Origin of the sequence: Terrimonas sp. (assembly GCF_003075435.1) — a bacterium.
Classification (GTDB): domain Bacteria; phylum Bacteroidota; class Bacteroidia; order Chitinophagales; family Chitinophagaceae; genus Agriterribacter.
This window is the reverse complement of the sequence record NZ_QCZJ01000038.1, coordinates 1-25,940: the sequence shown is the minus strand read 5'-3', so window position 1 is coordinate 25,940 and position 25,940 is coordinate 1. Positions and strand designations below refer to the sequence as shown.

21 protein-coding genes are annotated in these 25,940 nt (G+C 39.6%); 13 read left to right on the top strand and 8 right to left on the bottom strand.

Annotated elements, in window-relative coordinates:
• The first annotated feature begins 1 nt into the window (after nt 1).
• Both DC498_RS23970 and DC498_RS23965 read left to right on the top strand, forming a co-directional pair.
• A complete protein-coding gene (locus DC498_RS23970) occupies nt 2-658 on the top strand; it encodes a DUF2911 domain-containing protein (protein ID WP_116876660.1) in 657 nt (218 codons plus the stop codon).
• Between the two features lie 24 nt (nt 659-682).
• Nucleotides 683-1,732, top strand: a complete 1,050-nt coding sequence (locus tag DC498_RS23965) for a 3-oxoacyl-ACP synthase III family protein (RefSeq protein WP_206197735.1) — start codon at nt 683-685, stop codon at nt 1,730-1,732.
• Here DC498_RS23965 and mtgA read toward each other — a convergent pair.
• The 4 genes from mtgA to DC498_RS23945 form a co-directional block, all read right to left on the bottom strand.
• Entirely contained in the window at nt 1,718-2,437 is a 720-nt protein-coding gene (gene mtgA / locus DC498_RS23960; protein WP_116876658.1) for a monofunctional biosynthetic peptidoglycan transglycosylase, read from the bottom strand. The two genes, DC498_RS23965 and mtgA, sit on opposite strands and share 15 nt — an antisense overlap.
• A 53-nt stretch (nt 2,438-2,490) precedes the next feature.
• Nucleotides 2,491-3,045 (bottom strand): hypothetical protein, encoded by a 555-nt coding sequence (locus DC498_RS23955; protein ID WP_116876657.1) that lies wholly within the window; start codon nt 3,043-3,045, stop codon nt 2,491-2,493.
• 89 nt (nt 3,046-3,134) lie between these two features.
• The gene (locus DC498_RS23950) at nt 3,135-3,776 is read right to left on the bottom strand and encodes a LysE family translocator (protein ID WP_116876656.1); all 642 of its coding nucleotides are present in this window, start codon (nt 3,774-3,776) and stop codon (nt 3,135-3,137) included.
• 97 nt (nt 3,777-3,873) lie between these two features.
• A complete protein-coding gene (locus tag DC498_RS23945; RefSeq protein ID WP_116876655.1) occupies nt 3,874-5,400 on the bottom strand; it encodes a GH3 family domain-containing protein in 1,527 nt (508 codons plus the stop codon).
• Between the two features lie 204 nt (nt 5,401-5,604).
• On the opposite strand from DC498_RS23945, the gene DC498_RS23940 reads away from it, so the two are divergent.
• The gene (locus DC498_RS23940; RefSeq protein ID WP_116876654.1) at nt 5,605-5,973 is read left to right on the top strand and encodes a response regulator transcription factor; all 369 of its coding nucleotides are present in this window, start codon (nt 5,605-5,607) and stop codon (nt 5,971-5,973) included.
• Between the two features lie 131 nt (nt 5,974-6,104).
• Here the strand turns inward: DC498_RS23940 and DC498_RS23935 are convergent, their stop codons facing one another.
• Nucleotides 6,105-6,389, bottom strand: a complete 285-nt coding sequence (locus tag DC498_RS23935; RefSeq protein WP_116876653.1) for a hypothetical protein — start codon at nt 6,387-6,389, stop codon at nt 6,105-6,107.
• A 122-nt stretch (nt 6,390-6,511) separates the two neighbouring features.
• Here DC498_RS23935 and DC498_RS23930 point away from each other — a divergent pair, with 122 nt between their 5' ends.
• From DC498_RS23930 to DC498_RS23900, 7 genes are all read left to right on the top strand, one after another.
• Nucleotides 6,512-7,441: a PfkB family carbohydrate kinase gene (locus DC498_RS23930; RefSeq protein WP_116876652.1), complete on the top strand. Its 930-nt coding sequence runs from the start codon at nt 6,512-6,514 to the stop codon at nt 7,439-7,441.
• A 59-nt stretch (nt 7,442-7,500) separates the two neighbouring features.
• Nucleotides 7,501-8,022, top strand: a complete 522-nt coding sequence (locus DC498_RS23925; protein ID WP_116876651.1) for a gamma carbonic anhydrase family protein — start codon at nt 7,501-7,503, stop codon at nt 8,020-8,022.
• Nucleotides 8,023-8,132: 110 nt separating this feature from the next.
• Nucleotides 8,133-9,251 carry a glycine cleavage system aminomethyltransferase GcvT gene (gcvT, locus tag DC498_RS23920; RefSeq protein WP_116876650.1) on the top strand — a complete coding sequence of 373 codons (1,119 nt, stop codon included), beginning with the start codon at nt 8,133-8,135 and terminating at the stop codon, nt 9,249-9,251.
• A gap of 96 nt (nt 9,252-9,347) precedes the next feature.
• Nucleotides 9,348-9,821, top strand: coding sequence for an SRPBCC family protein (locus tag DC498_RS23915; protein ID WP_116876649.1), 474 nt, complete (start codon nt 9,348-9,350; stop codon nt 9,819-9,821).
• Between the two features lie 143 nt (nt 9,822-9,964).
• Nucleotides 9,965-10,306 (top strand): type II toxin-antitoxin system RelE/ParE family toxin, encoded by a 342-nt coding sequence (locus DC498_RS23910; protein ID WP_116876648.1) that lies wholly within the window; start codon nt 9,965-9,967, stop codon nt 10,304-10,306.
• Nucleotides 10,307-10,310: 4 nt separating this feature from the next.
• Nucleotides 10,311-10,640 (top strand): helix-turn-helix domain-containing protein, encoded by a 330-nt coding sequence (locus DC498_RS23905; RefSeq protein WP_116876647.1) that lies wholly within the window; start codon nt 10,311-10,313, stop codon nt 10,638-10,640.
• A gap of 437 nt (nt 10,641-11,077) precedes the next feature.
• Entirely contained in the window at nt 11,078-11,809 is a 732-nt protein-coding gene (locus DC498_RS23900) for a 2-phosphosulfolactate phosphatase (RefSeq protein WP_116876646.1), read from the top strand.
• Between the two features lie 3 nt (nt 11,810-11,812).
• On the opposite strand, the gene DC498_RS23895 is transcribed toward DC498_RS23900, so the two are convergent.
• Nucleotides 11,813-14,371, bottom strand: a complete 2,559-nt coding sequence (locus DC498_RS23895) for a cation-translocating P-type ATPase (protein WP_116876645.1) — start codon at nt 14,369-14,371, stop codon at nt 11,813-11,815.
• Nucleotides 14,372-14,667: 296 nt separating this feature from the next.
• Here DC498_RS23895 and DC498_RS23890 point away from each other — a divergent pair, with 296 nt between their 5' ends.
• The gene (locus tag DC498_RS23890) at nt 14,668-18,444 is read left to right on the top strand and encodes a DEAD/DEAH box helicase (protein WP_116876644.1); all 3,777 of its coding nucleotides are present in this window, start codon (nt 14,668-14,670) and stop codon (nt 18,442-18,444) included.
• A gap of 71 nt (nt 18,445-18,515) precedes the next feature.
• On the opposite strand, the gene DC498_RS23885 is transcribed toward DC498_RS23890, so the two are convergent.
• Both DC498_RS23885 and DC498_RS23880 read right to left on the bottom strand, forming a co-directional pair.
• Complete coding sequence (locus DC498_RS23885) at nt 18,516-21,299, bottom strand: outer membrane beta-barrel protein (RefSeq protein WP_116876643.1); 2,784 nt, start codon at nt 21,297-21,299, stop codon at nt 18,516-18,518.
• 31 nt (nt 21,300-21,330) lie between these two features.
• Complete coding sequence (locus tag DC498_RS23880; protein WP_116876642.1) at nt 21,331-23,250, bottom strand: M56 family metallopeptidase; 1,920 nt, start codon at nt 23,248-23,250, stop codon at nt 21,331-21,333.
• 164 nt (nt 23,251-23,414) lie between these two features.
• On the opposite strand from DC498_RS23880, the gene DC498_RS23875 reads away from it, so the two are divergent.
• Both DC498_RS23875 and DC498_RS23870 read left to right on the top strand, forming a co-directional pair.
• Entirely contained in the window at nt 23,415-23,939 is a 525-nt protein-coding gene (locus DC498_RS23875; protein WP_116876641.1) for a hypothetical protein, read from the top strand.
• Between the two features lie 162 nt (nt 23,940-24,101).
• Complete coding sequence (locus DC498_RS23870) at nt 24,102-25,130, top strand: PDZ domain-containing protein (RefSeq protein ID WP_116876640.1); 1,029 nt, start codon at nt 24,102-24,104, stop codon at nt 25,128-25,130.
• Nucleotides 25,131-25,940: the final 810 nt, after the last annotated feature.

Below are 25,940 nucleotides of genomic sequence, written 5' to 3'. Positions count from 1 at the left end.
CATGATGTATCCACAAATTAAAGCATGTATCAGCTTTGCGATAGCCTGTTGTATTTTTTTAAATAGCTGCCATTCTGATAACAAAGCCGTGCAATTGGCTGACACGACAGCAAAAACTCCGCCTCCCATCAGGTACGAGCCAATTGCTGCAGTATCATCATTAGATAAATCGCCGATGGATGTTATTTATTTCCCTCCTGAATATCCCAAGCTCAAGATGCTGGATAGTATAAAAACACCTCCGGTTTTCAGAATTTTTTACAGCAGACCGCAACGCAGTGGCAGGAAAATTTTTGGAAACGTAGTGAAGTATGGTGAACATTGGCGCCTTGGGGCAAACGAAGCTACTGAAATTGAATTTTTTGAAGACGTATATATTCAACAAACAAAAATTCCTGCCGGCAGATATATTTTGTACTGTATTCCGCAGCCGGCAGAATGGACTATTGTTATCAACAAGGATCTATACAGCTGGGGCTTAAAAATAGATACAAATAAAGATATATTTAAATTTACCGTACCAACCATAAAGACTGAAAAGCCGATCGAAGAGTTTACGATAGATGCGACACAATCTGGTGCAGGAGCTGATTTGTGGATTGGCTGGGATGATACAAAAATTGTGCTTCCCGTTGAAATCCGGAATCCAAGACCTTAAATCTCAAATTCATAAACGATTGCCATGATACGCTCTACAATAGCCGGTATTGGAATGTATGTACCCGAAAATGTTGTTACCAATCAACACCTGGAAAAGTATATGGACACCAATGATGCATGGATACAGGAGAGAACCGGTATACAGGAAAGGCGTTACGCAAAGCGAACAGGCGAAACTACCACAACGATGGGTATTGAAGCTGCAAAAATCGCTATTGAACGTGCAGGAATTACAGCGCAGGATATTGACTTCATAGTATTTGCCACATTGAGCCCTGATTATTATTTTCCCGGCTGCGGCGTATTGGTGCAGCGTGCTATGAAGATGAAAGAGATAGGAGCGCTGGATGTACGCAATCAATGCAGTGGTTTCGTGTATGCATTGAGTGTAGGTGATCAGTTTGTGAGATCCGGCATGTATAAAAATGTGCTGGTAATTGGCAGCGAAAAACATTCATTCGGGTTAGATTTCAGTACAAGGGGCAGAAATGTTTCCGTGATTTTTGGAGATGGCGCCGGAGCGGTAGTGCTGCAGCCAACTCAAAAAGAAAACCAGGGTATATTAAGTACACATTTGCACAGTGATGGGGAAAGCGCGGAAATACTGGCAATGTATAATCCCGGCACGCATGCAAACCACTGGCTGGAAAATTCTTTGGCAGACTTTGAGGAAGCCGAACTTGGTGAAATGTTCATGAGTCATGCCATGATTGATAAAGCACAGAACTTTCCGTTTATGGACGGACCTTCGGTATTTAAGAAGGCTGTTGTAAAATTTCCGGAAGTAATAAAGGAAGCGCTTAAGGCAAATAACCTGAAGCCATCAGATATTGATATGCTGATACCACACCAGGCTAACCTGCGGATAGCACAATTTGTACAACAACAGTTGGGTCTTGCTGATGATAAAGTATTTAATAATATTCAGAAATACGGCAACACAACAGCTGCATCTATACCCATTGCATTATGCGAAGCATGGCAGGAGGGAAAAATAAAAGAAGGCGACCTGGTTTGCCTGGCAGCATTTGGAAGTGGGTTTACCTGGGGCAGCGCCTTACTTAGATGGTGATACTTTCTTTTTTCCCGGCAATACTTTAATGATATCAGGATCTCCATCAAGGTTGCTCATCTGAATTAATATCCACGGATAGCGCGCCGCCACAAAACGTGATATTGGCTTTACGGAAAACTGAACAGGATTGGGCAAACAAGCTGCGATCATTGCCGCTTCTGTTCTGCTCAGTTTTGCGGCCGGCTTTTTAAAATAATTTTGCGCAGCGGCTTCTATGCCAAAAATACCTTTGCCCATTTCAGCAACATTCAGGTATACTTCAAGTATCCTCTCTTTACCCCATATCAGCTCAATCATAAATGTAAAGTATACTTCAAGCCCTTTGCGCAGCCAGTCGCGGCCTTGCCATAAAAAAACATTTTTTGCCACCTGCTGGCTGATGGTTGATGCACCCCTTATTCTGTTTTGCTTTTTCTTATTTTTTTCAATTGCCTTTTGAATACTTTTCCAGTCAAATCCATTATGGTCGGGGAATAGCTGATCTTCTGATGCAATCACCGCCAGTCCGGCATTAGAAGCTATATGTTCCGCATCAACATAATCTCTTTTTAAACCATTGCCGCTGAGCAGGCTTCCAATCTGCGTAATAGTAACAGGAGGATTAACCCATTTTAAAACAATGATATAAACAAACTGTGCAATAAGAAGTATAAGGAACAACCTTTTCAAAAACTGCCAAACCCTGGAAAAGAAATGCTTCACTATTCGTAATAAAAATTTGAGGCTGCAAAATAAACAATCAACCTGTAAACTTATTATTCCGCATTTAATTGTACATAAGAGATAGTATATTTTTCTCCTATCGGGTAGTAGTATTTTCGAAGTTTGCGCATGGTAAAGCCTGCCAATGCCACGCCACCGGAAATAGCCAATGTTGAAGGATGAATTTTTGCTTTTTGTATCAGCCCGTTAAACGTGTGCAGAAATGCGTAGCCTACTCCTCCAATCATAAACAGCGTTCCGTTTCTCACAAACTCAAAGCCCTTGCGGGATTTGGGAATAGCCGCTATCTCATGCAGTCCAAACTTTAGATTAATTCTTCCTATTGTGTCTGCAAAGCGGGTGCCCCAGGGAGTAGGTGTCATCCTGATATCATAAGCATACATGTACAGCGTGTCTTTATATATTCTGTCTATATAACCACTGATGCCTGTGCCATTGCGATGAATGAATTCAAAAGAAGATCCTTTAAAATAGCTTTTGATGGTACGGTCTTTTTTCTTCAGCGATATAAAATCGCTTTGTTGTGCGGCAATAGTTACCGGTATAAATAATAAAGCAATTAAAGCCAGGCGTATAATTGTATGCATGCGCAAATATTCAGCACAAATAAGGAGCTAATGTATGGCGGGAATGGAAGCAAGTTTGTTGCAATGATGTTAAAAGAATGTATTGCTAATCAGTTCACCTTATCACTCAAAAAGATGATTCCATAGATAAGGGCGAAAGCAAATACAATCAATATAGCGCCTGAAATACGGGTAATGAGAGAAATATTGTGAGGCGTGAGCCGTTTTCTTAAACTGCCTGCTAATAATACTTTTGCTGTATCTGCAAGCATATTAAATAGTATGCAGGTTGTAAAAATTATAATGCGTTGCTGAAGTGTATGGCTTACTGCAAAAGCGGTTGCATTTACCAGCCAAAAAATGATTACACTGGGATTTAAGGTATTGATAAGAAACCCGGATATACAAATCTGTGTATGGTCTTTTGCACCAAGCTTAACCACGATATTTTCACCGTTGGCACTTATCCTGGTTTTCTTAAAAATCAGGTAGTATATTCCCATAGCCAGCAGAAATCCGCTCCCTGCATAGCCAATCGCTTTTTTGTATTCAAGCAACTCCTTCACCAGTTCTGTAAAAGCGTTGCTTAATACAACAAGTACTATATCACTTATCCAAACACCTGCCACAAAGCTAAATCCGCCTTCGTGGCCGTTATAAATACTTTGTTTGATTATAGTAAATATAACCGGACCTACTGAAAGTGCTAATATAAAACCTAATGCCAATCCTTTTAAAAGGGCCTCAATCATGGTGCTACATTTAAGGTGTTTCACTTATTGCATTTTGTAAATGTAGTAAACTGTAGCTAACTGATTGGTAAAAATCGTTAAGCGGATATTAATATATTCATGAAGTAACCGAAGCAATAAATCCCTGCCAGTCTTCCAGCATTTTTCCTTTCATTACACGCGGAAATTTATGTTGGCCGCCAAGCTTTCCTTTCAATTCCATAAATTCCATAAAACTTTTTTCCGGTAATACGGTAAGCATAACCTCCTTCAGTGCACTCTTCCGTTCTACCGCATAATCATCATTCAATATTTTAAGATGATTGTCAATAGCAACACGCAGCTGTTCAGCATTTACCGTATCATCACAAGCCACATACCAGTGGTGAGCAAAGAATGATCCGTGAGGAATGCCGGCTACTGTAAACTCGGGTATTGAAATATTCATTTCACCGCTTGCCAGCTCAATAGCCCTGTTCATATTATCTACACTAAGGTGTTCGCCAACAAGACTTAAAAAATGCTTGGTGCGGCCTGTTATTATTATTTCGCATCTTTCTTTATTGGTAAACCGTATGGTATCGCCAATCAGGTATCGCCATGCGCCGGCAGAAGTGCTGATCAATATTGCGTAATCTTTGCCTTCCTCCACCTCATGAATCAGCAATGCGCCGGGGTTATTGATAATATTTCCTGACTGGTCAAAATTATCGCTGTTAAAAGGAATGAATTCCAGGAATATATGCTCGCTGGTAGAAAGGCGCATGCCCCTCACGCCCTGGCGGTCCTGGTAGGCAATAAATCCCTCTGATGCAAGATATGTTTCTATATAGGTAATGGGCTTGGCAAGCAATTTTTCAAACCCTTTTTTATAAGGCTCAAAGGCAACGCCACCATGTACATAAAATGCGAGATTGGGCCACATTTCATGAATGTTCTTAAGATTATACCTTTCAATCACCATTTCCATGCACATTTGTATCCATGCAGGTACGCCCACTACAAAGCCAATATCCCAGTTAGGCGCTTCTTCCACTACTTCGTCAAGCTTTGTATGCCAATCTTTGGTTCGGGCTATTTTTTTACCCGGTTTGTAAAATGGGGTGAACCAGAAAGGCACTTTTTTAGCGGTTATACCACTAAGATCCCCGGAATAATAACCCGGACCCTTCTGCAAATCAGTGCTGCCCCCAAGCATAAGCCAGCCTTTGCTGATAGATTTTACAGGTATATTTTCATAATTACGCAAGGATAGCAACTGCTTGATCATTACAATGCGGTTGCCCTTCATAAGATCATTGGTAATAGGAATATACTTGCTTGCTGCACCTGAAGTGCCGCTGCTTAAGGCGAAATATTTTATTTTATCCGGCCAGCAAACATCAGGAATGCCTTCAAGCGTACGATGCCACCACTGATCATAAATTTTATCATAGTCAAAAATGGGCACATACTGCTGAAATAGCTTTGCCGGGCGCTTATGCAACAATATCTGGTCAAAATGATATGCCTGACCAAATTCGGTATACCTGGCTTTCTTTAACAACCTCTTTAATACACGATTTTGCTGCCGTTGGGGAGTGCCAATTGATAATTTTAAAGTTTTGGCAATTGTTGGTGGAATGCGTATATCAATAATCCCCATTGATTTGAGATAGTGGGTTTAATGTTTATAGACAAAAGTACTATGGATAGCTCTAAATTCTCATTTATATTTTATAATATCTGCACCATGCTAAAAAATTATATTAAAATTGGCACTTACCTTGTGGAAGAAAAAAGTACCCTTAAACAATAATACCCCTGAAAAGTTCGTACTGGGTGGGCGCCCTAAACATTGAAATGAATAATGACAAGTAAAAAAATTTACATTGCTGATGATGACGATAATATTCTTGAGCTTATGAATATGATTCTCGAAAGCAAAGGATATGAAGTAATTACCTCTCCTGATGGGAAGTCTTTAAGCAAACTGGGCTATTTGCCCGACATGGTTTTTTTAGATATCGGGATGTCCGGAAGTGATGGGAGTGAAATATGCAGGGAATTCAAAAACATTAACGGAAACGCTTCAGTGCCGGTTGTATTGGTGTCAGCACATTCAGAGTTAAAAGAAATTGCAAAAAATTGCGGCGCGGATGACGTGTTACCAAAACCTTTTGACATAAAAAGCGTGGTTGAACTTGCTCATAAATACACTTCTATGGGGAATAAATGACTCAGCCTCACGCTATATGCACCATACCCTCTAACTTTTTCATGAACGGATATTTTTATGAATTCCGCCTGAAATATTACCATATGATAAAAGATTGACTGCAGGTTTTATTTTGTCCAGGCTTTTCTCATTTACAGCAACGCTTTCACTATCGCTTCCCATTCCTGCTGTAATGATACAGAGGGAAAAGATTTTCCAGCCATGCTATACCAATATCTTGCATTACCGTTATCACCTTCCTTTCGGTGCAGGTAGGCATGAACCCATGAGCCTGTTCTGTCATGAATGTCCTGAACAATATCATGAGCCTTTTCCCAATTGCCTTTGCCTTCGTACCATAATGCCTGTACATATGCTGATACTGAAACAGGCGGATTATCATCAGAAAGCGTATTGATAAAGGTTTCAAATTCCATCTCACAAAAATAGAACAAATACCATTTGTTCCTTGTGCCGCAAATAGGCTGAGCCTCTTAACATATTTACATTAGCTTTGCACCGTTTTTTAAAATTATATAAACCCCAAATAAAATCACACATGTCCGTTATTGTAGTTGGCTCAATGGCTTTCGATGCAATTGAAACTCCTTTTGGAAAAAGCGATAAAATTGTAGGTGGCGCGGCAACCTATATTGCCTGGAGCGCTTCAAACTTTACAAAACCTATACAGCAGATATCAGTAGTTGGCGGTGATTTTCCTCAGGAAGAATTAGATACATTAAAGGCAAGAGGTGTGCAACTGGATGGCGTGCAGATAAAAAAAGATAAGAAATCTTTTTTCTGGAAAGGACGCTATCATATGGACATGAATACCCGAGATACCCTGGAAACACAATTAAATGTTTTGGGTGAGTTTGAACCGGTAGTTCCGGATAATTTCCAGGATGCGGATATACTGATGCTCGGCAACCTTTCTCCCACCGTGCAGCTTGGCGTAATTGAACAGTTGAAAAAACGCCCAAAACTTGTAGTGCTCGATACTATGAACTTTTGGATGGAAACAGCCATGGAAGATCTTGAAAAGGTAATTGCCAAAGTTGACGTATTGCTGGTAAATGATAGTGAAGCAAGACAACTCAGCGGGCAATACTCATTGGTAGGAGCAGCCAAGGAAATATTAAAAATGGGTCCTAAATATCTTATTATTAAAAAAGGAGAACATGGTGCATTATTGTTTCACAAAGACCATGTATTTTTTGCACCGGCACTCCCGCTTGAAGAAGTTTTTGACCCAACCGGAGCAGGTGATACGTTTGCAGGAGGTTTTGTAGGTTATCTCGACAGTACAAAAGATTTTTCTTTTGAAGGAATGAAAACCGCTATTATTGTTGGTTCAGCCATCGCTTCATTCTGCGTTGAAAAATTTGGGACCACTCGTTTAAGAGAACTTACAAGGCAGGAAATAGATGAAAGACTGCAGGAATTTATTGACCTGGTAAGCTTTGATATATCATTGGTTTCGCGTTAAGGGAATAGGGAATGTGGAACCTGAAACCTGAGACCTGAAACTTGTAACCTCTTATTCCAATGGCTTTAATTTTACCTGTAAAAGAAATATATCCCGCAATTGGCGAAAACTGCTACTTAGCGCCCAATGCTACTATTGTGGGAGATGTAGTGATGGGTAATGATTGCAGTATATGGTTTAACGCAGTGGTAAGGGGAGATGTAAATGCCATCAGGATTGGTAATAAGGTGAATATCCAGGATGGGGCTGTTATCCATTGCACATATCAAAAAACACAAGCCATTATTGGCGACAATGTAAGTATTGGCCATAATGCCATTGTGCACGGCTGTAAAGTGCATGATAATGTGCTGATAGGCATGGGCGCAATAGTGATGGATAACGCGGAGATAGGCAGTTTTTCTATTATTGCAGCCGGCGCGGTTGTGCTGGAAGGAACAAAGGTTGAGCCTAATTCCATTTATGCAGGTGTGCCTGCAAAAAAGGTAAAAACCATCTCGCAGGAACTGATCAGCGGGGAAATAAACCGTATCGCTAATAATTACCTGATGTACAGCAGTTGGTTTAAGGATGGGGAATAGGCGATGGGTAGTGGGCGATGGGCAGTGAGCGGTGGGCAACGGGCAATGGTAAAAAATAGATTTTCCAGTAAAATATAATAACATCAACTTATTACAATAAATAACCACTCATGAAAGAAACTCCTTTTACCGCAAAACATATAGCGGCAGGTGCAAAGATGGCTGAGTTCGCAGGCTATAATATGCCCATCAGCTATACCGGAATTAATGATGAACATGCGGCAGTGCGCAACAATGCCGGGGTTTTTGATGTTAGCCACATGGGTGAATTTATTTTTAAAGGAGAAAATGCACTGGAACTTATTCAGCGGGTTACTACCAATGATGCTTCAAAGCTCACCGCAGGAAAAATTCAGTATAGCTGCTTAACCAATGAAAACGGAGGTATTGTAGACGACCTGCTGGTATACTGCATTGAAGAAAATAACCTGCATGCCGGCAAGGCAGGAGTGTATATGCTGGTGGTAAATGCCGCCAATATTGAAAAAGACTGGGACTGGATTGAATTTCAGAATACCAATGGCGCTGAAATGCACAATATTTCAGACCGTACCGGTTTGCTGGCAATACAGGGGCCCAATGCCTCCAAAATATTACAGCCGCTTACAGATATGGATATCCTGAACCTGAGGTATTACACTTTTGTAAAAGGAAAATTTGCCGGAGTTGATAATGTAATAGTAAGCGCTACCGGCTATACCGGTGCCGGAGGCCTGGAGATATATTTTGAAGATAAAGACGGGAACGCCGATAAAATCTGGGATGCTATTTTTAAAGAAGGCACACCGAAAGGATTAAAACTGATTGGTTTAGGTGCAAGGGATACACTCAGGCTGGAAATGGGCTATTGCCTGTATGGCAACGATATTGATGATTTCAGCACACCACTTGAAGCCGGACTGGGCTGGATAACTAAATTCACCAAAAACTTTACAGCAAGCGAATACCTGCAAAAGCAAAAAGCAGCAGGACCGGATAAAAAACTGGTTGGTTTTGAAATGATTGACAGGGGAATTCCCCGCCATGATTACCGCATAAAAGACGCGGAGGGTAATCTTATAGGAAGGGTAACTTCTGGTACACAGTCTCCCACATTAGGCAGGGCTATCGGTATGGGATATGTAAGCACTGCATTTTCACCTATTGATAGCGAAATTTTTATAGAAGTAAGAGATAAACTCCTGAAAGCTAAAGTTTCTAAGCTACCTTTTGTGCAGCAGAAACAATAAAAAGTGATAGAAATAAGTTAGATAGAACAATAAGTTCTGGCATGAAAATGACAGAGCTATATAGGTATTTATTCTAATTTATTAATTATATATCCCATGTCCTCCATCCATCTTACAACATTTATTAAAGCGCCTGCAGACCGCGTATTTAATCTTTGCCGCAACTCAACTGTTTTTAAAAAAGCGCTTGAGGGCAGAAACGAAACATTAACCGCCAGCGCCAGTGATATACTGGTAAAGCCCGGCGATACCATGACGCTCTCCGCCAAACACCTGGGCAAAACAAGAGCTGTTACCTTGCGGGTAACTGAAATGGAGAACCAGCAGAAATTTGTGGAAGAGCAGGTAAAGGGCGACTTAAAAAGCTTCAGGCACGAGCACCATTTTATGCAGGTAGAAAACGGTACTATAGTAATTGACCTGGTTGAAATGGAAGAGCCCCGCGATGCTATTGGTGGCATGCTCGGTAAATTTTTCCTGAGAAAATACTTTGAGAAAATACTCAGCAAGCGCAATGAACTGGTACGCCAGTATGCAGAATCAGATAAGTGGAGAGCCGTAATGGGGTAAAGAACTAACATTTAAATGATTGATAAAAGTTGCTGAATAAATCCGTTTGCGGGTTTTGAAGGTTGTGTCTTCTGTCAAAATTCTTTAGAAAAGATAGTTTCCATAATTGGAAACTATCTTTTATCTTTACCAAAACACCCATTGTGAGATATTTTGAAACACGCTTTCTTGAAGAAGCAAATCAATTTCTTGCTAACCTTGATTCCAAAGCTGCGAAAAAAGTGTTTTATAATATTGATTTGGCTGAACAGACAAATGATCCCAGGCTTTTTAAAAAGCTCCAAAATGAAATATGGGAGTTCAGAACATTATATGCTGGTACCCAAATAAGATTGCTGGCGTTTTGGGATAAAACCTCATCAGTACATACACTTGTTTTTGCAACACATGGATTTTTCAAGAAAGAACAAAAAACGCCATCCAATGAAATTGAGAAAGCTGAAAGAATCAGAAAGAAGTATTTCGAATTTAAAAACAAAAAATAACATCATGGCAAAAAAGCAAATAAAGACTTATACGCTTGCCGAGATGAAAGATAAATATATTGGCAAACCTGGAACGTCCGAAAGAGACAAGTATGAATATGAATTGAGTATGGAAGTACTGAGCTACATGATTAGAAAAGCAAGGCAGGAGCGCAACCTTACTCAGGAACAACTGGGCAAGCTGGTAGGTGTACAAAAAGCACAGATATCAAAATTAGAGAGCAGCGCTAATAGCGCAACCATTGATACTATATTGAAAGTATTTAAAGCGCTAAAGGCAGAAATCAGGTTCAATGTAAAGATTGAAAACAGACAATTACAATTCGCTCAGTAAGGCATAGACCCCTCCTTTGGTCGGAGTGACGGGTTGAGGGGTTTATGCTGAGCAATAGTATAATTCTGGAACATTTCTCCTAATGCTGAAAATTGTACTATAGCCTCACACCCCAATTCCGCTCCATGCGGAAAAGTGCATGCATGATTATCCATGAGCAAAGGTTATATATTTCAACTTTGCACACAATCCTAAACAGGCTAAGGATTATATATACTCCTTTTATCCGGCTTTGAGTGCTTTGCGTAATTCCTTGACGCGCTTTGCGGTAAAATATAACCCGAAGGGCACAAAGTTTTCGCTGCAAAGCGATTGAATGAACGAAGAACTCTAATAGGTATATTATTTGTTTTGAAGGAATGCATCGGATAAAAATCTTACCTCCCAAAAGCCAAATGCTTTAACGATATTTGCAGCCTCATTTTTAATATTAAGGCATGGCTGATCATAAACCTACTTTATATACCGTACTATCTCCGGCGCTTTTAAACCTTTATGATATTGATAATGCAATCGTGGTGATCATTGATGTATTAAGGGCAACATCAACCATCCCGACAGCGCTGTATAATGGTGCAACCTGTGTTATGCCGGTTGATAGTGTGGAACGTTGTATAGAGCTGGGCAAAGCTACCAATGGCATTACAGCCGGCGAACGTGAAGGTAAAGTGATTGAAGGGCTTCAGCATGGCAATTCTCCCTTTGAATATTACCCGGAATTTATAAAGGATAAAGTATTGGTGCTTACCACAACCAACGGCACCAAATTATTACATATGGCGCTGGAAAGAGGCGCTAAAAATATTGTTACCGGATCCTTCGCCAATTTATCCGCCGTTGTTGATTATCTCATCAGTCAAAAACAAAATGTAATACTCGCCTGCGCGGCATGGAAGAATAAAATTAATATTGAAGACACTTTATTTGCCGGTGCCGTAATCAACAAAGTAAAAGCGCATTTTGATATCAATTGTGATTCTTCTGTAATAGCAGATGCACTTTACAACGAAGCCAAAGATGACTTGTATGCTTTTATAAAAAACAAAAAAGCTTCACATTATATACGCCTGAGCGGTTATGGATTAGAAAAGGATATTCAGCATTGCCTGATACCAGATACCGCCAATATATTGCCATTATATGGCGATGGGAAGTTGTGTATTGGTTAATTTTTATTCCGGGAAAAGCAACTGATCATCTCTTTTCTTCAGCAATTGCCGCTTAATAAACTTTTCTGTTTCTACTACAGGCAAAACAATAGAAGATATTGCAAATACAAGAAACAACTCAAATGCAGAAAGTGGCTGTGTATGAAAATAATTATTCAAAGCCGGGATATAAACAACTGCAAGTTGTAATAAAACAGTAACGCCTGCAGCTGACAACAACAGTTTATTGCTCAGGAAAACTTTACTGAATACAGAAGACATTTCACTCTTGATAGCAATCACATGCCAAAGCTGTGCAAAGCATAATATGCAAAAAACGACAGTCTGCCAATGCTCAATTTTTTTTTGAATGGAATAATATTGTGTTGCCAGTGTTAATGCACTAATAAAAAGCCCTACCCATATAACATGTATGCCTAATCCTTTGGCAAAGATGCTTTCGCCCGGATGTCGCGGAGGTCTTAACATAATATTCTTTTCAGCAGGCTCAGTTGATAAAGCCAGTGCAGGCAAACCATCAGTTACCAAATTTACCCAAAGTATATGCACAGGTAATAACGGAATAGGCAATCCTACAAGTGGCGCTGCAAATAAAGTAATGATCTCAGCACTGTTACCTGTAAAAATATACTTTACAAATTTCCTGAGATTATCATAAATGCGTCGCCCTTCTTTAACCGCGCCAACAATCGAAGAAAAGTTGTCGTCCATCAAAATCATATCTGCAGCTTCTTTAGTTACATCTGTTCCGGTTATCCCCATAGCAATACCAATATTTGCTTTTTTCAGGGAAGGCGCGTCGTTCACACCATCTCCTGTCATGGCTACAAAATGCCCCCTGTGTTGCAGGGCATTCACTATTCTTAGTTTCTGATCCGGTGACACCCGGGCATACACCCTGATCATTTCAATGGTATTTTCAAGAGTTATATCATCCATTGAAGACAATTCCCTACCACTTATTACTTTCTGTTTTTTGTTATCTATAATACCAATTTCACGTGCAATGGCTGCTGCAGTTAGAGGATGATCACCTGTGATCATTACAGGAATAATCCCCGCTTTTTTACATTGTGCTATTGCCCGTTTTGCTTCGTCCCTTGGCGGATCGATAAGCCCGGCTATTCCAATACATTGCAAACCACTTTCCAACGATTCAGGACATATTTTACCCGGCAATTGCTGAATGTATTTACCTGCAAAAGCAATTACTCTCATACCCGCAGCAGACATCCGTTCTGCTTCCCTCGTGAGTTCATTCTTTTCTGTACTATCTTTCAGCATATTGCTTAAAGATTCGATAGCTCCTTTTGTAATTACCCACAGGCTGCCATCTTTTTCATGCACTGTGGTCATTGCTTTCCGGTCTGCATCAAACGGAATTTCTGCAATGCGTTTAAGTTTACTATGTACAGCAAATCCGGCATATTCAACCATTGCTATTTCCGTTGGGTCGCCATTCAGCTTTTTGTCATCCTGCTTTACATCCTGGTTCAGGCGCATGGCCTGCAATAATGTTTCTTTTATTTCATTATTATTAACCCATATCTCTTTAACTACCATTTCATTTTTGGTAAGTGTGCCTGTTTTATCGGTACAGACGAATGTAACCGATCCCAGTGTTTCTACAGCCTGGAGTTTGCGTATCAATACATTTTTTTTAACAAGCTTACGGGCGCCTAATGCCAATGATACGGTAATTACCGCAGGCAAAGCTTCCGGTATGGCCGCAACAGCTAAAGAAATGGAAGTAAGCAGAATCTGGTTAAAATTTTCTCCACGCAGATAACCTGTTATAAAAAAAACAATACAAAGTCCAAGAATAATAAATGTGAGTTTTTTACTAACATCTGCAAGCCTTTTCTGCAGAGGCGTTTGACTATCGGCATCATCCAGCATGCCTGCCACCCTACCTAACTCAGTATGCATGCCGGTTGACGTAACTACCGCTTTTGCATTACCGTTAGTAACCTGTGTGCCTTTAAAAGCCATATTGGTTTTATCAGCAACGGCAGCATCCGTGCTGTTTAATGTCCCGGAGGTTTTATCAACAGCATTTGATTCGCCCGTAAGACTGGCTTCATTTATTTTAAGTGCGTGCACTTCGAGCAGTCGCATATCAGCAGGAACTGTGTTGCCTGCTTCTATTAAAACGATATCGCCGGGCACAAGTTCTTCTGCTTTTATTTCGTGCGTAGCATTGTGCCTAACAACGATGGCAGTTTGTGCTGCCATTTTTTTTAGTGCCCGCATTGCCTGCTCTGCGCGGTATTCCTGTATAAAGCCTATAATGGCATTGATGAAAATTATGACTATAATTACTATAGTATCTGTGAGCTCGCCGATTACTGCGGAAATAATTGCAGCTGCTACCAGCACCAATATCATCACATCTTTAAACTGGCGCATAAAAAAAATAATAGCAGGCGTTTTTTTCTTAGCAATGAGCTCATTATAACCATATTCTTCCAATCTCGCCTTTGCTTCCGTATCATTAAGTCCTTCAATGCCGGTACTGGCAACTTTTAGTGCTTCTTCAGGCGATATGCTGTGCCAATTCATTTATGCAGGATTTGTTTGAATTCAGAATATTAGTAGGGTCACACTTCAAAATCAAAATGCATTACGCTTAAAATTACAACCCATTTTTTATTGCTATTGCATTTTATTATATATCCCTGCCGGTAGAGTGATGTACATGCAGGCAACCCTGTACTTTTCATACTACCTGTATTTAGATCAGAGCATGTTAAACTTTTGTAAGCACAAACTTTACCACACCCCAACTGTCAATTTTTCCGTAATTTCGCCAATTAGCCTTTTCTGAAACAAAAGGCATATTTTGAACGTTTATAAGTATGGCCTTACCACACCTTATCAAGTTTGTTTACAATAATGGTACCGATGAAGTAATACGCCGGGGCAAAAAAATTCACTCTATCGGGTTTGTAGAATTAATTGAGCATGATGAATTATTGGGTTCGGTTACTTTTAGGGTAAAAGATGATAGTTACGCTACTTTTTACAAAGTATATGTCCAGAAGTATAAAGACCCGAAAGGGCTTTCGGTGCGCTGCACCTGCCCTTACAACCTGGGTGATATCTGCCGCCACGAAACAGCAGCCTTATTTCAACTGCAGGAGCTTGTAGATAAGAACATACTGGGAGAGAAAGATATTTTATATCATCAGCGCCATACGGTGATAAAGATGAAAGACATTGATCTCAAAACAATTAAGCTGCTCAGCTCTCCGGATAGTTTTACAGAAGCAGATAAAATTATGCGTTCGCAAAAAGCCAATATTTTGTCTGCGGTGGATGAACGGGTGGAGGCAAGCCTTGTGATAGAAGGAGAGACCTATCCCGTTGTGATTCAAAAAAATGAAGAGCGGAATTTTGATACTTCCTGTAAATGTGATGAACAGGAACATCCTCTTTGCGTACACAAGGTTACCGTATTTCTGCAGTTGCTGAATGCTTATGGCCCATTTTATTTTGATACCATACGTAACTGGGATAAGCAAAAAAATAAATTACTGGAAGCTTATGGATATTCACTCGACGATGATCTGAAAGGAAAGTTTGAGTTCACTTATAAGGATGGAAAACCTTTTTTGCGGGTGCTTGATACTTCTATCAAAAGAATTGAACCGGTGGCGGCAAGTGTCAAACCCCGCCCCGTTCAGGTAGAAAAAGAGCCGGAAACTGTAGTGGTAACCGATACTGTTGAAACAGCTCCTGCAACTACCGGGCCTGCATTAAGAATAGGAATAGTATTTAACGAAGCGGTTAAATCTTACCCCTATTTTGCCGTGGATGTTGTAAGCGGGGATGTGAACGAAGATGTTTCAGGGTTTGCCGGCAAGGTTGAAAAGATTGATCTTGCAAAGTTTGTAAATGCAGATGATTTTGCTGAGCAGGATAAACAGCTATTGCAACAGGTAAGAAAATTGCAGGATGCGGAGATCAATAAATATGTAAGCCGTAATTCACCGTTTTCGGGTATCTGGGAAAATATTATTCACCACGAAGGTGATGAACTGCCTGAAGAAACAAAATCTCTGATCACAGAATATTTATATCCCAAGCTGCTTAAAATATTCAATGAGCAAAAGCAAAATCCGCTGGTATATTTCCTGCCTGCTAAAAAGAATTTTGTTACCGGCAACCTGCTGCCTGCTCAGCTGGCAGAAGAAACCATAACGCCTTTTTTTAAAGTAGCAGCATCAAAAAAGAACATTGAAGTTTCCTGCTATGTGCAGGTAAATGGTGCTGAAATTAACCTGAAAGAAAACGAATGGCAAACCAGCCTGATTTTTAAATATGCTGATACGCTTTACAATTGGGCACGACAGGAAGATATAGCAGAAATAGAAAAATTTACCAATAAGGCATCTATAAACATTTCCCTCGAAGATTGGCCGGAATATCTCGAAAAAAACATTATACCGCTGACCAAGGAATACAAAGTAAAATTTGACAAAAGTCTTGTACAGGAAATTAAAGATGGTGACCCTGAAATAAAATTATTATTACAGGAAAAGGGAGATTACCTGTTATTCGTTCCAGTATTTTCTTATAAAGGATTTGAAACAAAATTCAATGCAAGGGATATTATTACCATTCCTGTAAATGATAAGGTTTTAGAAATCCATCGTGATAAGGAGAAAGAGCTTCAGTTTATCAAAAAGCTGGAGAATCTTCATTCTAATTTTATCCGCCCTGAAACAGGCGCTACGCTGGCGCTTAAAGGCGCTGATGTATTAAAGAATAACTGGTTCTTTTTGTTTGTTGACAGCATGAAGGAAATGAATGTGCCGGTTATTGGATTTGATGTGTTGAGGAATTTCCGCTTTAATACAGCGCGGCCATCCACACAAATTCATATCAGCAGTGGCATGGATTGGTTTGATGCCAAAGTGAATGTTGTGTTTGGTGAACAACATGTAAGTATAGCCGAAATTAAAAAAGCTTTGGCCAACAAGCAGCAATTTGTACAACTGAATGACGGCACACTGGGTATTTTACCGGAAAACTGGCTTAAAAAATATTCATTGCTGTTCCGCGTGGGTGAAGGAAAAAACAATTCACTCCGTTTATCAAAATATCACCTCAGCGTAATTGATGAGCTGCATAATGAGAAAGATGAAACCGAGGTAATGATTGAACTGGAAGAGAAGTATAACAGGCTCAGGGGTTTTAACCGTATAAAAGAAATTGACCCTCCGCACCGGCTGGCGCATATTCTTCGTCCATACCAGGTAGCGGGTTATCACTGGCTGAATTATTTAAGCGAAGTTGGCTGGGGCGGTATACTGGCTGATGATATGGGTTTGGGTAAAACAGTTCAGGCATTATCTTTCATGCAGTTTTATAAAGATACACATGGCACCCTGAGGGCGATAGTTATTTGCCCCACAACGCTGATGTTTAACTGGGAGAATGAAATTAAAAAATTTACGCCTGAGCTTACTTATTATATTCATCACGGCGGAGACAGGGCGAGAGACAAAGAAGCATTTGAAAAATGCAATGTAATTATTACAACATATGGCACATTGCGCAGTGATATAAAGCTGCTGACCGATATACATTTTGATTATGTAATCCTGGATGAATCTCAGGCAATTAAAAACCCGCAGAGTAAGGTAACCAAGGCCGCCGGCTTGCTTGAAGCGAAGAATCGTTTGTGTTTAAGTGGTACGCCGTTGCAGAATAATACTTTTGATATTTATGCACAGATGAATTTTCTTAACCCGGGTATGCTGGGTTCGGTTGAGTATTTCAGGAATGAATTTGCAACACCTATTGATAAATTTGGAGAACAGGACAGGAAAGACCATCTTAAAAAGCTATTATATCCTTTTATTCTTCGCAGAACAAAAGAACAGGTGGCACGCGATCTTCCAGAAAAAACAGAAACCATATTGTTTTGTGAAATGCAGGATGAGCAGAGAGAGATTTATGATGCGTTCAGGAATGATTACAGGGATAAGATACTGGGTGTTATTAACGACCAGGGTATTGCCAGATCTCAGTTAACCATTTTACAGGGATTGATGAAGCTGCGGCAGATATGCGATTCTCCGGCTATTATGAATGAGCAGGAAAAATACCCCAATCATTCAATAAAGCTCGAAGAAATTGGCAGGGAGATAACAGAAAATATCGGTAATCACAAAGCTCTGATCTTTTCCCAGTTTCTCGGTATGCTGGCATTGATCAAACAAAAATTGAAAGAGCTTGAAGTGCCGTTTGAATATTTTGATGGCAGCACTTCTGCTACTGACAGGGAAAAAGCCATTACCCGTTTTCAGAATGATGATACCTGCCGGGTATTCCTTATATCATTGAAAGCAGGAGGTGTGGGCTTGAACCTGACAGCGGCAGACTATGTATATATTGTTGACCCCTGGTGGAACCCTGCTGTGGAACAACAGGCCATTGACCGCACTCACCGTATCGGCCAAACGAAGAATATTTTCGCTTACCGCATGATCTGTAAGGATACCATTGAAGATAAGATACTGCAGTTGCAGGAAAAGAAACGCTCACTTGCCAAAGACCTGATTGCAGATGACACTGCCTTTGTGAAGAGTCTTACAAGAGAGGATGTGGAATACCTGTTTAGTTAAGGTAGAAGGCAGGTGGAGTAAGGTATAGGGCACAAGCCATCTGCCTTACTCCATCCTCTCTATACCTTCCATTAGAATAAAAATAATCTTTCCCTGCCGCCAACCTTGCCGCCAAAGTTCCGGATATTATAAGTGAAGGTCAGCATGAAGTAGCGCTTGAGCACAGTTGTTTCAACATCACTGATATAGTTCTCATTAACATTGCGGTATACGCTGGTATTTTGATTCAATAAATCAAATGCCGATAGTTTTAGCTGCCCTTTATCATCTTTAAGGAACAGGAAATTAAGTGCAGCATTCCAGCGGTAAACATTTTTTTGTATACCTGCCGCCACCTGCGGATTATAGCGATAGTCAATACTGGTTTCCCAAACCCAATGCCTGGGCATACGTATAATTAATTCACTGCCCGAATTGTGCGCGGTTGTTTCAAGCTCCGGAAATGCATGATCTGCATAGCTGCTTTTGTTCCAGTTCAACGAATAGTTTTGCCTGAACTCAAATTTATCATTCCAGTTAAAGGCAATATTAACACGGGGATTAAGCCCAGTGTTTTGAGCATTGGTACTGGTATTGTTCAGGATGATCAGTCCGCGGGTATACCTTCCCCATACATTACTGCCCAGGGATAGCTTCCAGTTTTTATTAAATTTAAATTGCTTGTTTATACCTCCTCCGCCCTGCAGTTCCCATATGCCATTGGCGTTAACCGGTGTGGTATATTGTATGCCTGATTTATCAACAATGCGTGCCCGCACAATAGCATTATCACTTATGCTGCTATATATATAAAGGTTGTAGTTAATGTTGGATTTTAAATCGTATTTATAGGTTTGAATATTCAGCGAATGATTAACAGAGGGTTTTAGTAAAGGATTCCCCCGGCTTATATACAGCGGGTTTGTATTATCTTCCACGGGCTGCAGGTCATTCACCTCCGGTTCTCTTGCGTTTACATTGTAACCTATATTTAAGCTGCCGATATTGATCTGCAATGAAGGGAGTATATAATTAAAATGCTGTGCTATGGAAGGATTTTTCTGAAACCTGTTGTCAATATTCAGCAACTGGTAGTTTATGCCGGGTGATATGGAAATTTTTTTGTGCGTGAACTTTACCGCGGCTCTTGTATTGCTTCTCCATCCGTTCCTGTTAAAGCCATTGCTCAAAGCTTCGTTAAGATCATTGTATTCATTATTGTTAGCGGGATCATCATAAGTTTTTATACCATCTTTATTCCTGAAAAAGTTGAAGCTCTCGCTAAACTGTAACGACAGCTTTTTAGAAACCGGCTCACTGTAATTCGCCCAAAAATCCAGTGAGGTATTATCCAGGTTACGATTGCGCAACTGGTTCAGCGCAGTTGTAACCGGTTGCTGATTTTCATAAAAAATATTTTCCGCATTATTATACTGGTGGTTATTGTTATCTGAAACCCTGAATGTTCCGGATACAAACAAGGCTCTTCCCGCTTTATGAAACTTTTTATTGTAAGACACCAATTGAGAAAATTCCGTGGTCTTATTATTCCTTCGTTCTTCATTATCACTTTGGTTCAGCAGCGGCTCGTAGTTACTGTAAGTATTGTATAACATGTTCTTTTGCCCCTGCAGGGTTGACAGGGTAAGCGCCGGTCTGAATTCTACCGTAGATAATGAATCTGTTTTCCACTTAATAAACCCGCCTATACGGTGTACATCATTCCTGTTGTGCTCGTTGCTTTCATTACGCGTAGTCATGGTAGTATCATCAAAAAATTGCTGCAGGTTATTTAGCTGATGTATATCGCTTTTTATTTGCCCGTAAAAGTATTGCAGGTTCAGCGTTACTTTTTTACCCAACTGGTTATTTATATTCAACCCTGCGCCGGTAGAGTGTTGTATACCCTGCCCGGTACCACCAAAAGAAATACCATTCAATGCAAAGCCGCCATCGTTCATTACCATCATGCTGTTAAAGCCACTGCGGTTAAACCCTCCTGTGTTCATTACATCATTCATTCCGAAACCGGGGCGGTTAACATTATTGGTATAGCCCAGCAGGCTTACCTGTAATGTATCTCTGAACAGGTTGAAGATGCCACCTGTTTCATAACGGTCATCAGTACCTGCACCCGCATAAGCTTTACCAAACCAACCTTTTTTTATAGCCTTCTTCAGTTTAAGATTGATTACCTGCCCGATTTGTCCGGCAGGTAAATCAGGATTTTGTGCCATCTGTTCTTTGTCGTCCGTAACCTGTATTTTATCAATGATATTTGCCGGCAGGTTTTTGGTTGCCATTTGCGGGTCGCTGCCAAAAAACTCTTTACCGTCTACATATAGTTTATTTACTTTTCTTCCGTTTACGGTAATATTGCCCTGCGCATCTACATCAACGCCTGGCAGTTTACGAAGCAAATCTTCCACTAAAGCAGAGGGTAATGTTTTAAAAGCTTCTGCGTTAAATTCTATTGTATCCTTTCTTACAATTACAGGCGGGCGTTCCGCAACTACCAGCACTTCTTCCATCACCCTTGCATCAGGGCTGAGTTTAATTGTGCCTAAGTCGAGCTGCGGCACGGCATCAGTCAACAGGAAAGTTTTGCGATATGTTTCTGAACCTGCATGTGTAATAATCATCCTGCAGGAATCATTCAGCGGAATGCCCGGCACCTTAAAAGAGCCCTGCGGATCACTTAATCTATAGGTTATCAGTGCTGTATCTTTTGCATGAAAAACCGCTACCGTAGCCAGCGATAATGGTTGTTTACCGGTTGAGTCTGTGAGCTTTCCGGTGATGGTTCCTTTGGAGGATTGTGCGATTAAAGTGGTTGAGATAAAACAAAGCGAAAACGCTATATAGAATCTATACATGAATTTTTAATATATTAAACAGATAAAAAAATTACAGGGGCACTGTAGTTATTTCTATATTTCTTGAACCGTTATTTTTAAAGTTCGCTGACGAGATGATTTTAAATTGATAAAGCGGAGATATAGAATATAATTTATTTGTTTCCATTTTAGTTCCATTTAATGTAACTATATCAGTATTATTTAGTTCATATACTCCTCCTGAAGCCGACATTGCCTTTAGAGTATCATTATTATTTCCAATAAATCGTCCGCTGAATGGTCCTGACGCTTTTAAAGTCGTTGTTTTGCCATCTAACACCAGGGAAGGTGTGATAAAGTAGGCAGTAGATATTCCCGGTTTCTTTTCTTCTTTTTTTGGAGGGTTGTGTTGTATGGGATTTAAACTGTCTTTCATTAAAACCAATATATTACAATCTATTCCAAACTTTTCTTTAGCTTCTTTACGTGGCACAGCTGCTACTCCGTTTAATTCATAACGGTTAATAGTTTTATTAGCTTCGTCAATTGACATAATTTTTCCATCTGCCCAAACTTTACATTCAGAAGAATTATTTACTTCTTCCTGGTCAAACCATGCCATAGAACCATTGCCAACCGCGTAAGGGATTCCGTTGATAATATGAACAGGTTTAGGAGAGTTGCCAATTTGGGCTTCAGTTTTTTTGTCGTCAATAAAATCAATATACTTAGCATATACCAGGTCATAATCAGGGTTTACTATTTGACTGTTTCTTTTCGCTGATCCATATCCATGTATATATGTATTACTATTATTCTTATTGATTCCAATTATGATTATATCATTTGATTCTGTAACCGGGTTGCTTGTTTGCAACGCCGCCATCTTTGTATTCCCGGGGTAGCCTTCTTTTTGATAACTAAAGCGGACCTGCAAAGTATCTTTATTGATCACAGGTATTTTTAAAGCATAATACCCTTTTTTATCAGATGCAGCCTGTGTTCCAGAAAAAACATCGCCAATTATAACGTCTTCAATAGGTTGAAGTGTTTCATTATCTACCACAATGCCTGCTATTGTAAAAAATCCGGAGCGCGTTGTTCCACCTTGTTTTGAACGGAATGCAAGAAGTAATATAACCATCAATGGCAGAATGAAAAGAAATTTAAGCAAGTGAACTTTAGTTGTTTTGATTTTATTCATCATAAAAACTCTTTTTTTTAAAGAAGAAAAATTAAAAGAACTTGCCACAGCAAAATGATTGTTGCCCAACACTTTCAATAAAAGATATTGATATTGTGTTTTATCCATCCCACTTTCCACTACTTTATTGTCGGCAATAAATTCAAGATTTTGCCTGATGGCATGCCTTAAAAGCCATACAAAGGGATTAAACCAGTTAAAAATACAAAGCAACTCCGCCCACAAAATATCTATACTGTGCTTTTGTTTTACATGCACAAATTCATGACAAATGATCTCCTTTAATTCATCTGCCTGGTGTAAATTGGTATTGATGAAAATAGCATTACCAAAAGAAAATGGAATGATATCCTTGTCAATATGGTAAAGTTTAACTTCCTTATCAGCAATTAATTGAGCATACCTGATCGCTTTTTTGAGTGATATTAACTGAATGATCATCCTGGTTAATAATACAATACTTACTGCCGCTATTCCTACAATCACGGCCTGCATTACCGGCCAGCCAACAGTTGCTGCCGTCTTGTTTTCTCCTGTAAATACCGGAGCGTTGGTTGTTTGAAGGGCTGGTATCATATTAAGCATTGTTATACGCTCAGCCCCGCTTTTGCGGATGACCGGCATAATATTTACGAACGGAATGAAAAAACATAGCGAAGTATATGCCAGCAAATAAATACGGTTCCATTTGTAAAAAGTGAGATTGCTCAGTGCCACCCTATAAAACAGGAACACGATAGCAAAGCTTACAGACAGCTTGATAATGTAATCAGCAATGATTTGCATAAACTATCTTTTAAATGAAGAGAAGTTTAATGTATTAAACCTACGATTATTTCGTAAAGATATATTTAAATCGTAAATCACCAAATCTTTTTTACCTTTCGCGGGTTAAAACCAATTGTTACATTTGGACAGGGTTATATAATCTTCACTCAAATACCTGTATTATGCTCACCAAAACAGCTATTGAACAATATTTCTTGTCAGAAAAAAATGCCGGGCTTATTTTAATGATTGCAGGTGCTGTGGCTATTCTCACCGCTATCGCCTTCCTGATCTTTATAAAAACAAATATGTATAAGGGTATGGCTATTCCGCTGATACTATTGGGCATTGCGCAATTGGCTATGGGATACTCACCTTACAGCAAAAGCGATAAACAAAGGATAGACAACGTATATGCTTTTGACATGAACCCGGATAAATTGAAAACTACCGAGCTTCCCCGTATGCAGAAAATGACAAATAGTGTAAAACTTTTTTTAGGCATTGAGCTGGCAGCGTTGGTGACGGGTGTTATTCTTATTGTGGTAAATAAGCAAAACGCTGATAGTTTACCTTCAAAAGCCTTATGGCAGGGTGTTGGAATAGCACTTGCCATACAAGCCCTTATTTTTTTCTCTGTTGATTTGTTTGTATTTAGAGGTGCAAAAAAATATACCGCCGGGCTGGAACAGTTGGCTAAAGGGTAGAAAATCTCTTTTAAGTATCAGCCTGTTACGCCACGACCTTCGCTATGAGCTCATACTATTGATGTGCTATCTGATTTTTTTTAACATTTCCGAAATGTTTCGTATTTCAGAAAAATCTTCTACATTTGATCTACTAAAACTTTCGTAATTAAAATATTTTGTATGAACACTTCAATGTATAAGCGCTCAGCGCTGGCTTTTGTGGCTGCAGGCTGTTTGTTTTCAGTAGCAGGTTTGCAGGCGCAGGATAAGAAAATTAAAAAAGGAAAACAGGAACAGATCATCATCAAAAAGAAAGGAGATAAGGACGAGAAAACAACCATTGTAATTGATGGAGACAATGTTACGATCAATGGAAAACCTGCCAAAGCGTATAAAGGAGATGTTTCAGTAAACGTGCATGGAGATGATATGGATTTTGATTTTAGTTACGATAATAATCTGACTAAAGCTCATGTATGGACGCCCGGTGCACCTATTCCCCCGGTTCCTCCTGCTGCAATTATTGCCCCGGGCTTTAGCTTTGACAGTGATGGTATGAACTGGACAAGTGAGCCAAAAGCAATGCTTGGCGTATATACAGATAAAGACGAGAAAGGCGCCAGGATCACTAATGTGGTTGATGACAGCCCTGCTGCAAAAGCGGGTTTAATGAAAGGGGATATCATTACAAAGATTGATGAAACATCTGTTACCGATCCTTCTTCTCTTTCTTCCATCATCAACAATAAAAAACCTGATGATGCAATAAAAATTACCTACCTGAGAGATAAAAAAGAAAAGAAGCTCACACTTAAACTTGGCGAGCGTAAGGAATCGTTTGCAAGATCATTTAATCTTAACGCGCCCCAGTTTAACGATGATTTTGCAAAAGAGTTTAAGTTTAATGCTCCGGGCATTATGTTTAACAACCGCCCCCGGCTGGGTATAAAAATACAGGATACAGAAGAGGGTAATGGCGTGAAAGTAATTGACCTGGAAGATTCGTCTGCGGCAGCTAAGTCGGGCATTAAAAAAGATGATATCATTACCAATATAGATGGTAAGGATATTAAGAGCACAGACGACGCCCGTGAGAAGATGGCTGAGGTAAAAGACAAATCTACATACCCGGTAAAAGTATTGAGAAATGGTTCTCCTGTAACAATCGATGTTAAGATACCAAAGAAATTAAAGACGACAGATCTTTAGCAGATGCTAAAAACAAAAAGCCCTCCTTTTACGGAGGGTTTTTTTGTAGATGTTGAGAGGCTGTGATTTTGCTATCAACACTTTTTTGTTCCGGGTATGGATTAAGCGGCCATATTTCAATGGCCAGGGTACGTTTGGTTCTGCCTTAACAGGCTTGTATAGGGGTTAGGGTATAATTTCACTATCGGGATCTTTAACGCAGCAATTTTATTATTTAGTCTTTGTTATTTTTTATATCTGCAGGATATATTCGATGGAGTGATATACTAAATTTTAAGTAGTTCAGAATGACATTTTTGCGAAGAAGATTTTTCAAAAATATATGGCTTACCAAATGATAATTTCATTATTCATCTCTTTGCTTTGCAGCAATATGATACTATTTAATGTGCCGGTTTGTTTTAAGCAGAGGCTTAAAAAATACTAAGAAACATAAGCAATAAATAATATTCACGGCATAAATAATATTTCCGATTTAACTGCCGTTAATGAATAGAACACTTTGAACAGATCTTTCCTCAAAATATTTTCACTTTCTTTTTTCTCATGTTGTAGTTGGTTTAAAGCAAAAGGCATCTCCCGAAGGGGTAGATGCCCTAATGCTTTTTATTATGGCGGTGAGGTATCAGGTGTTAGCTGTTAGGTATCAGCTGTCAGGCATCAGCTATCAGGGGTCAGGTGTTAGTGTCATGTCCTGAAAAAAGTAGACACTATTACTACTATTACCCTTTTTCTTTTTTTTGTTACTTTTTTTCTTTTTACAATCCACATTTTAATTGTGGATTATTATAAACTTATTTGATTTACAGC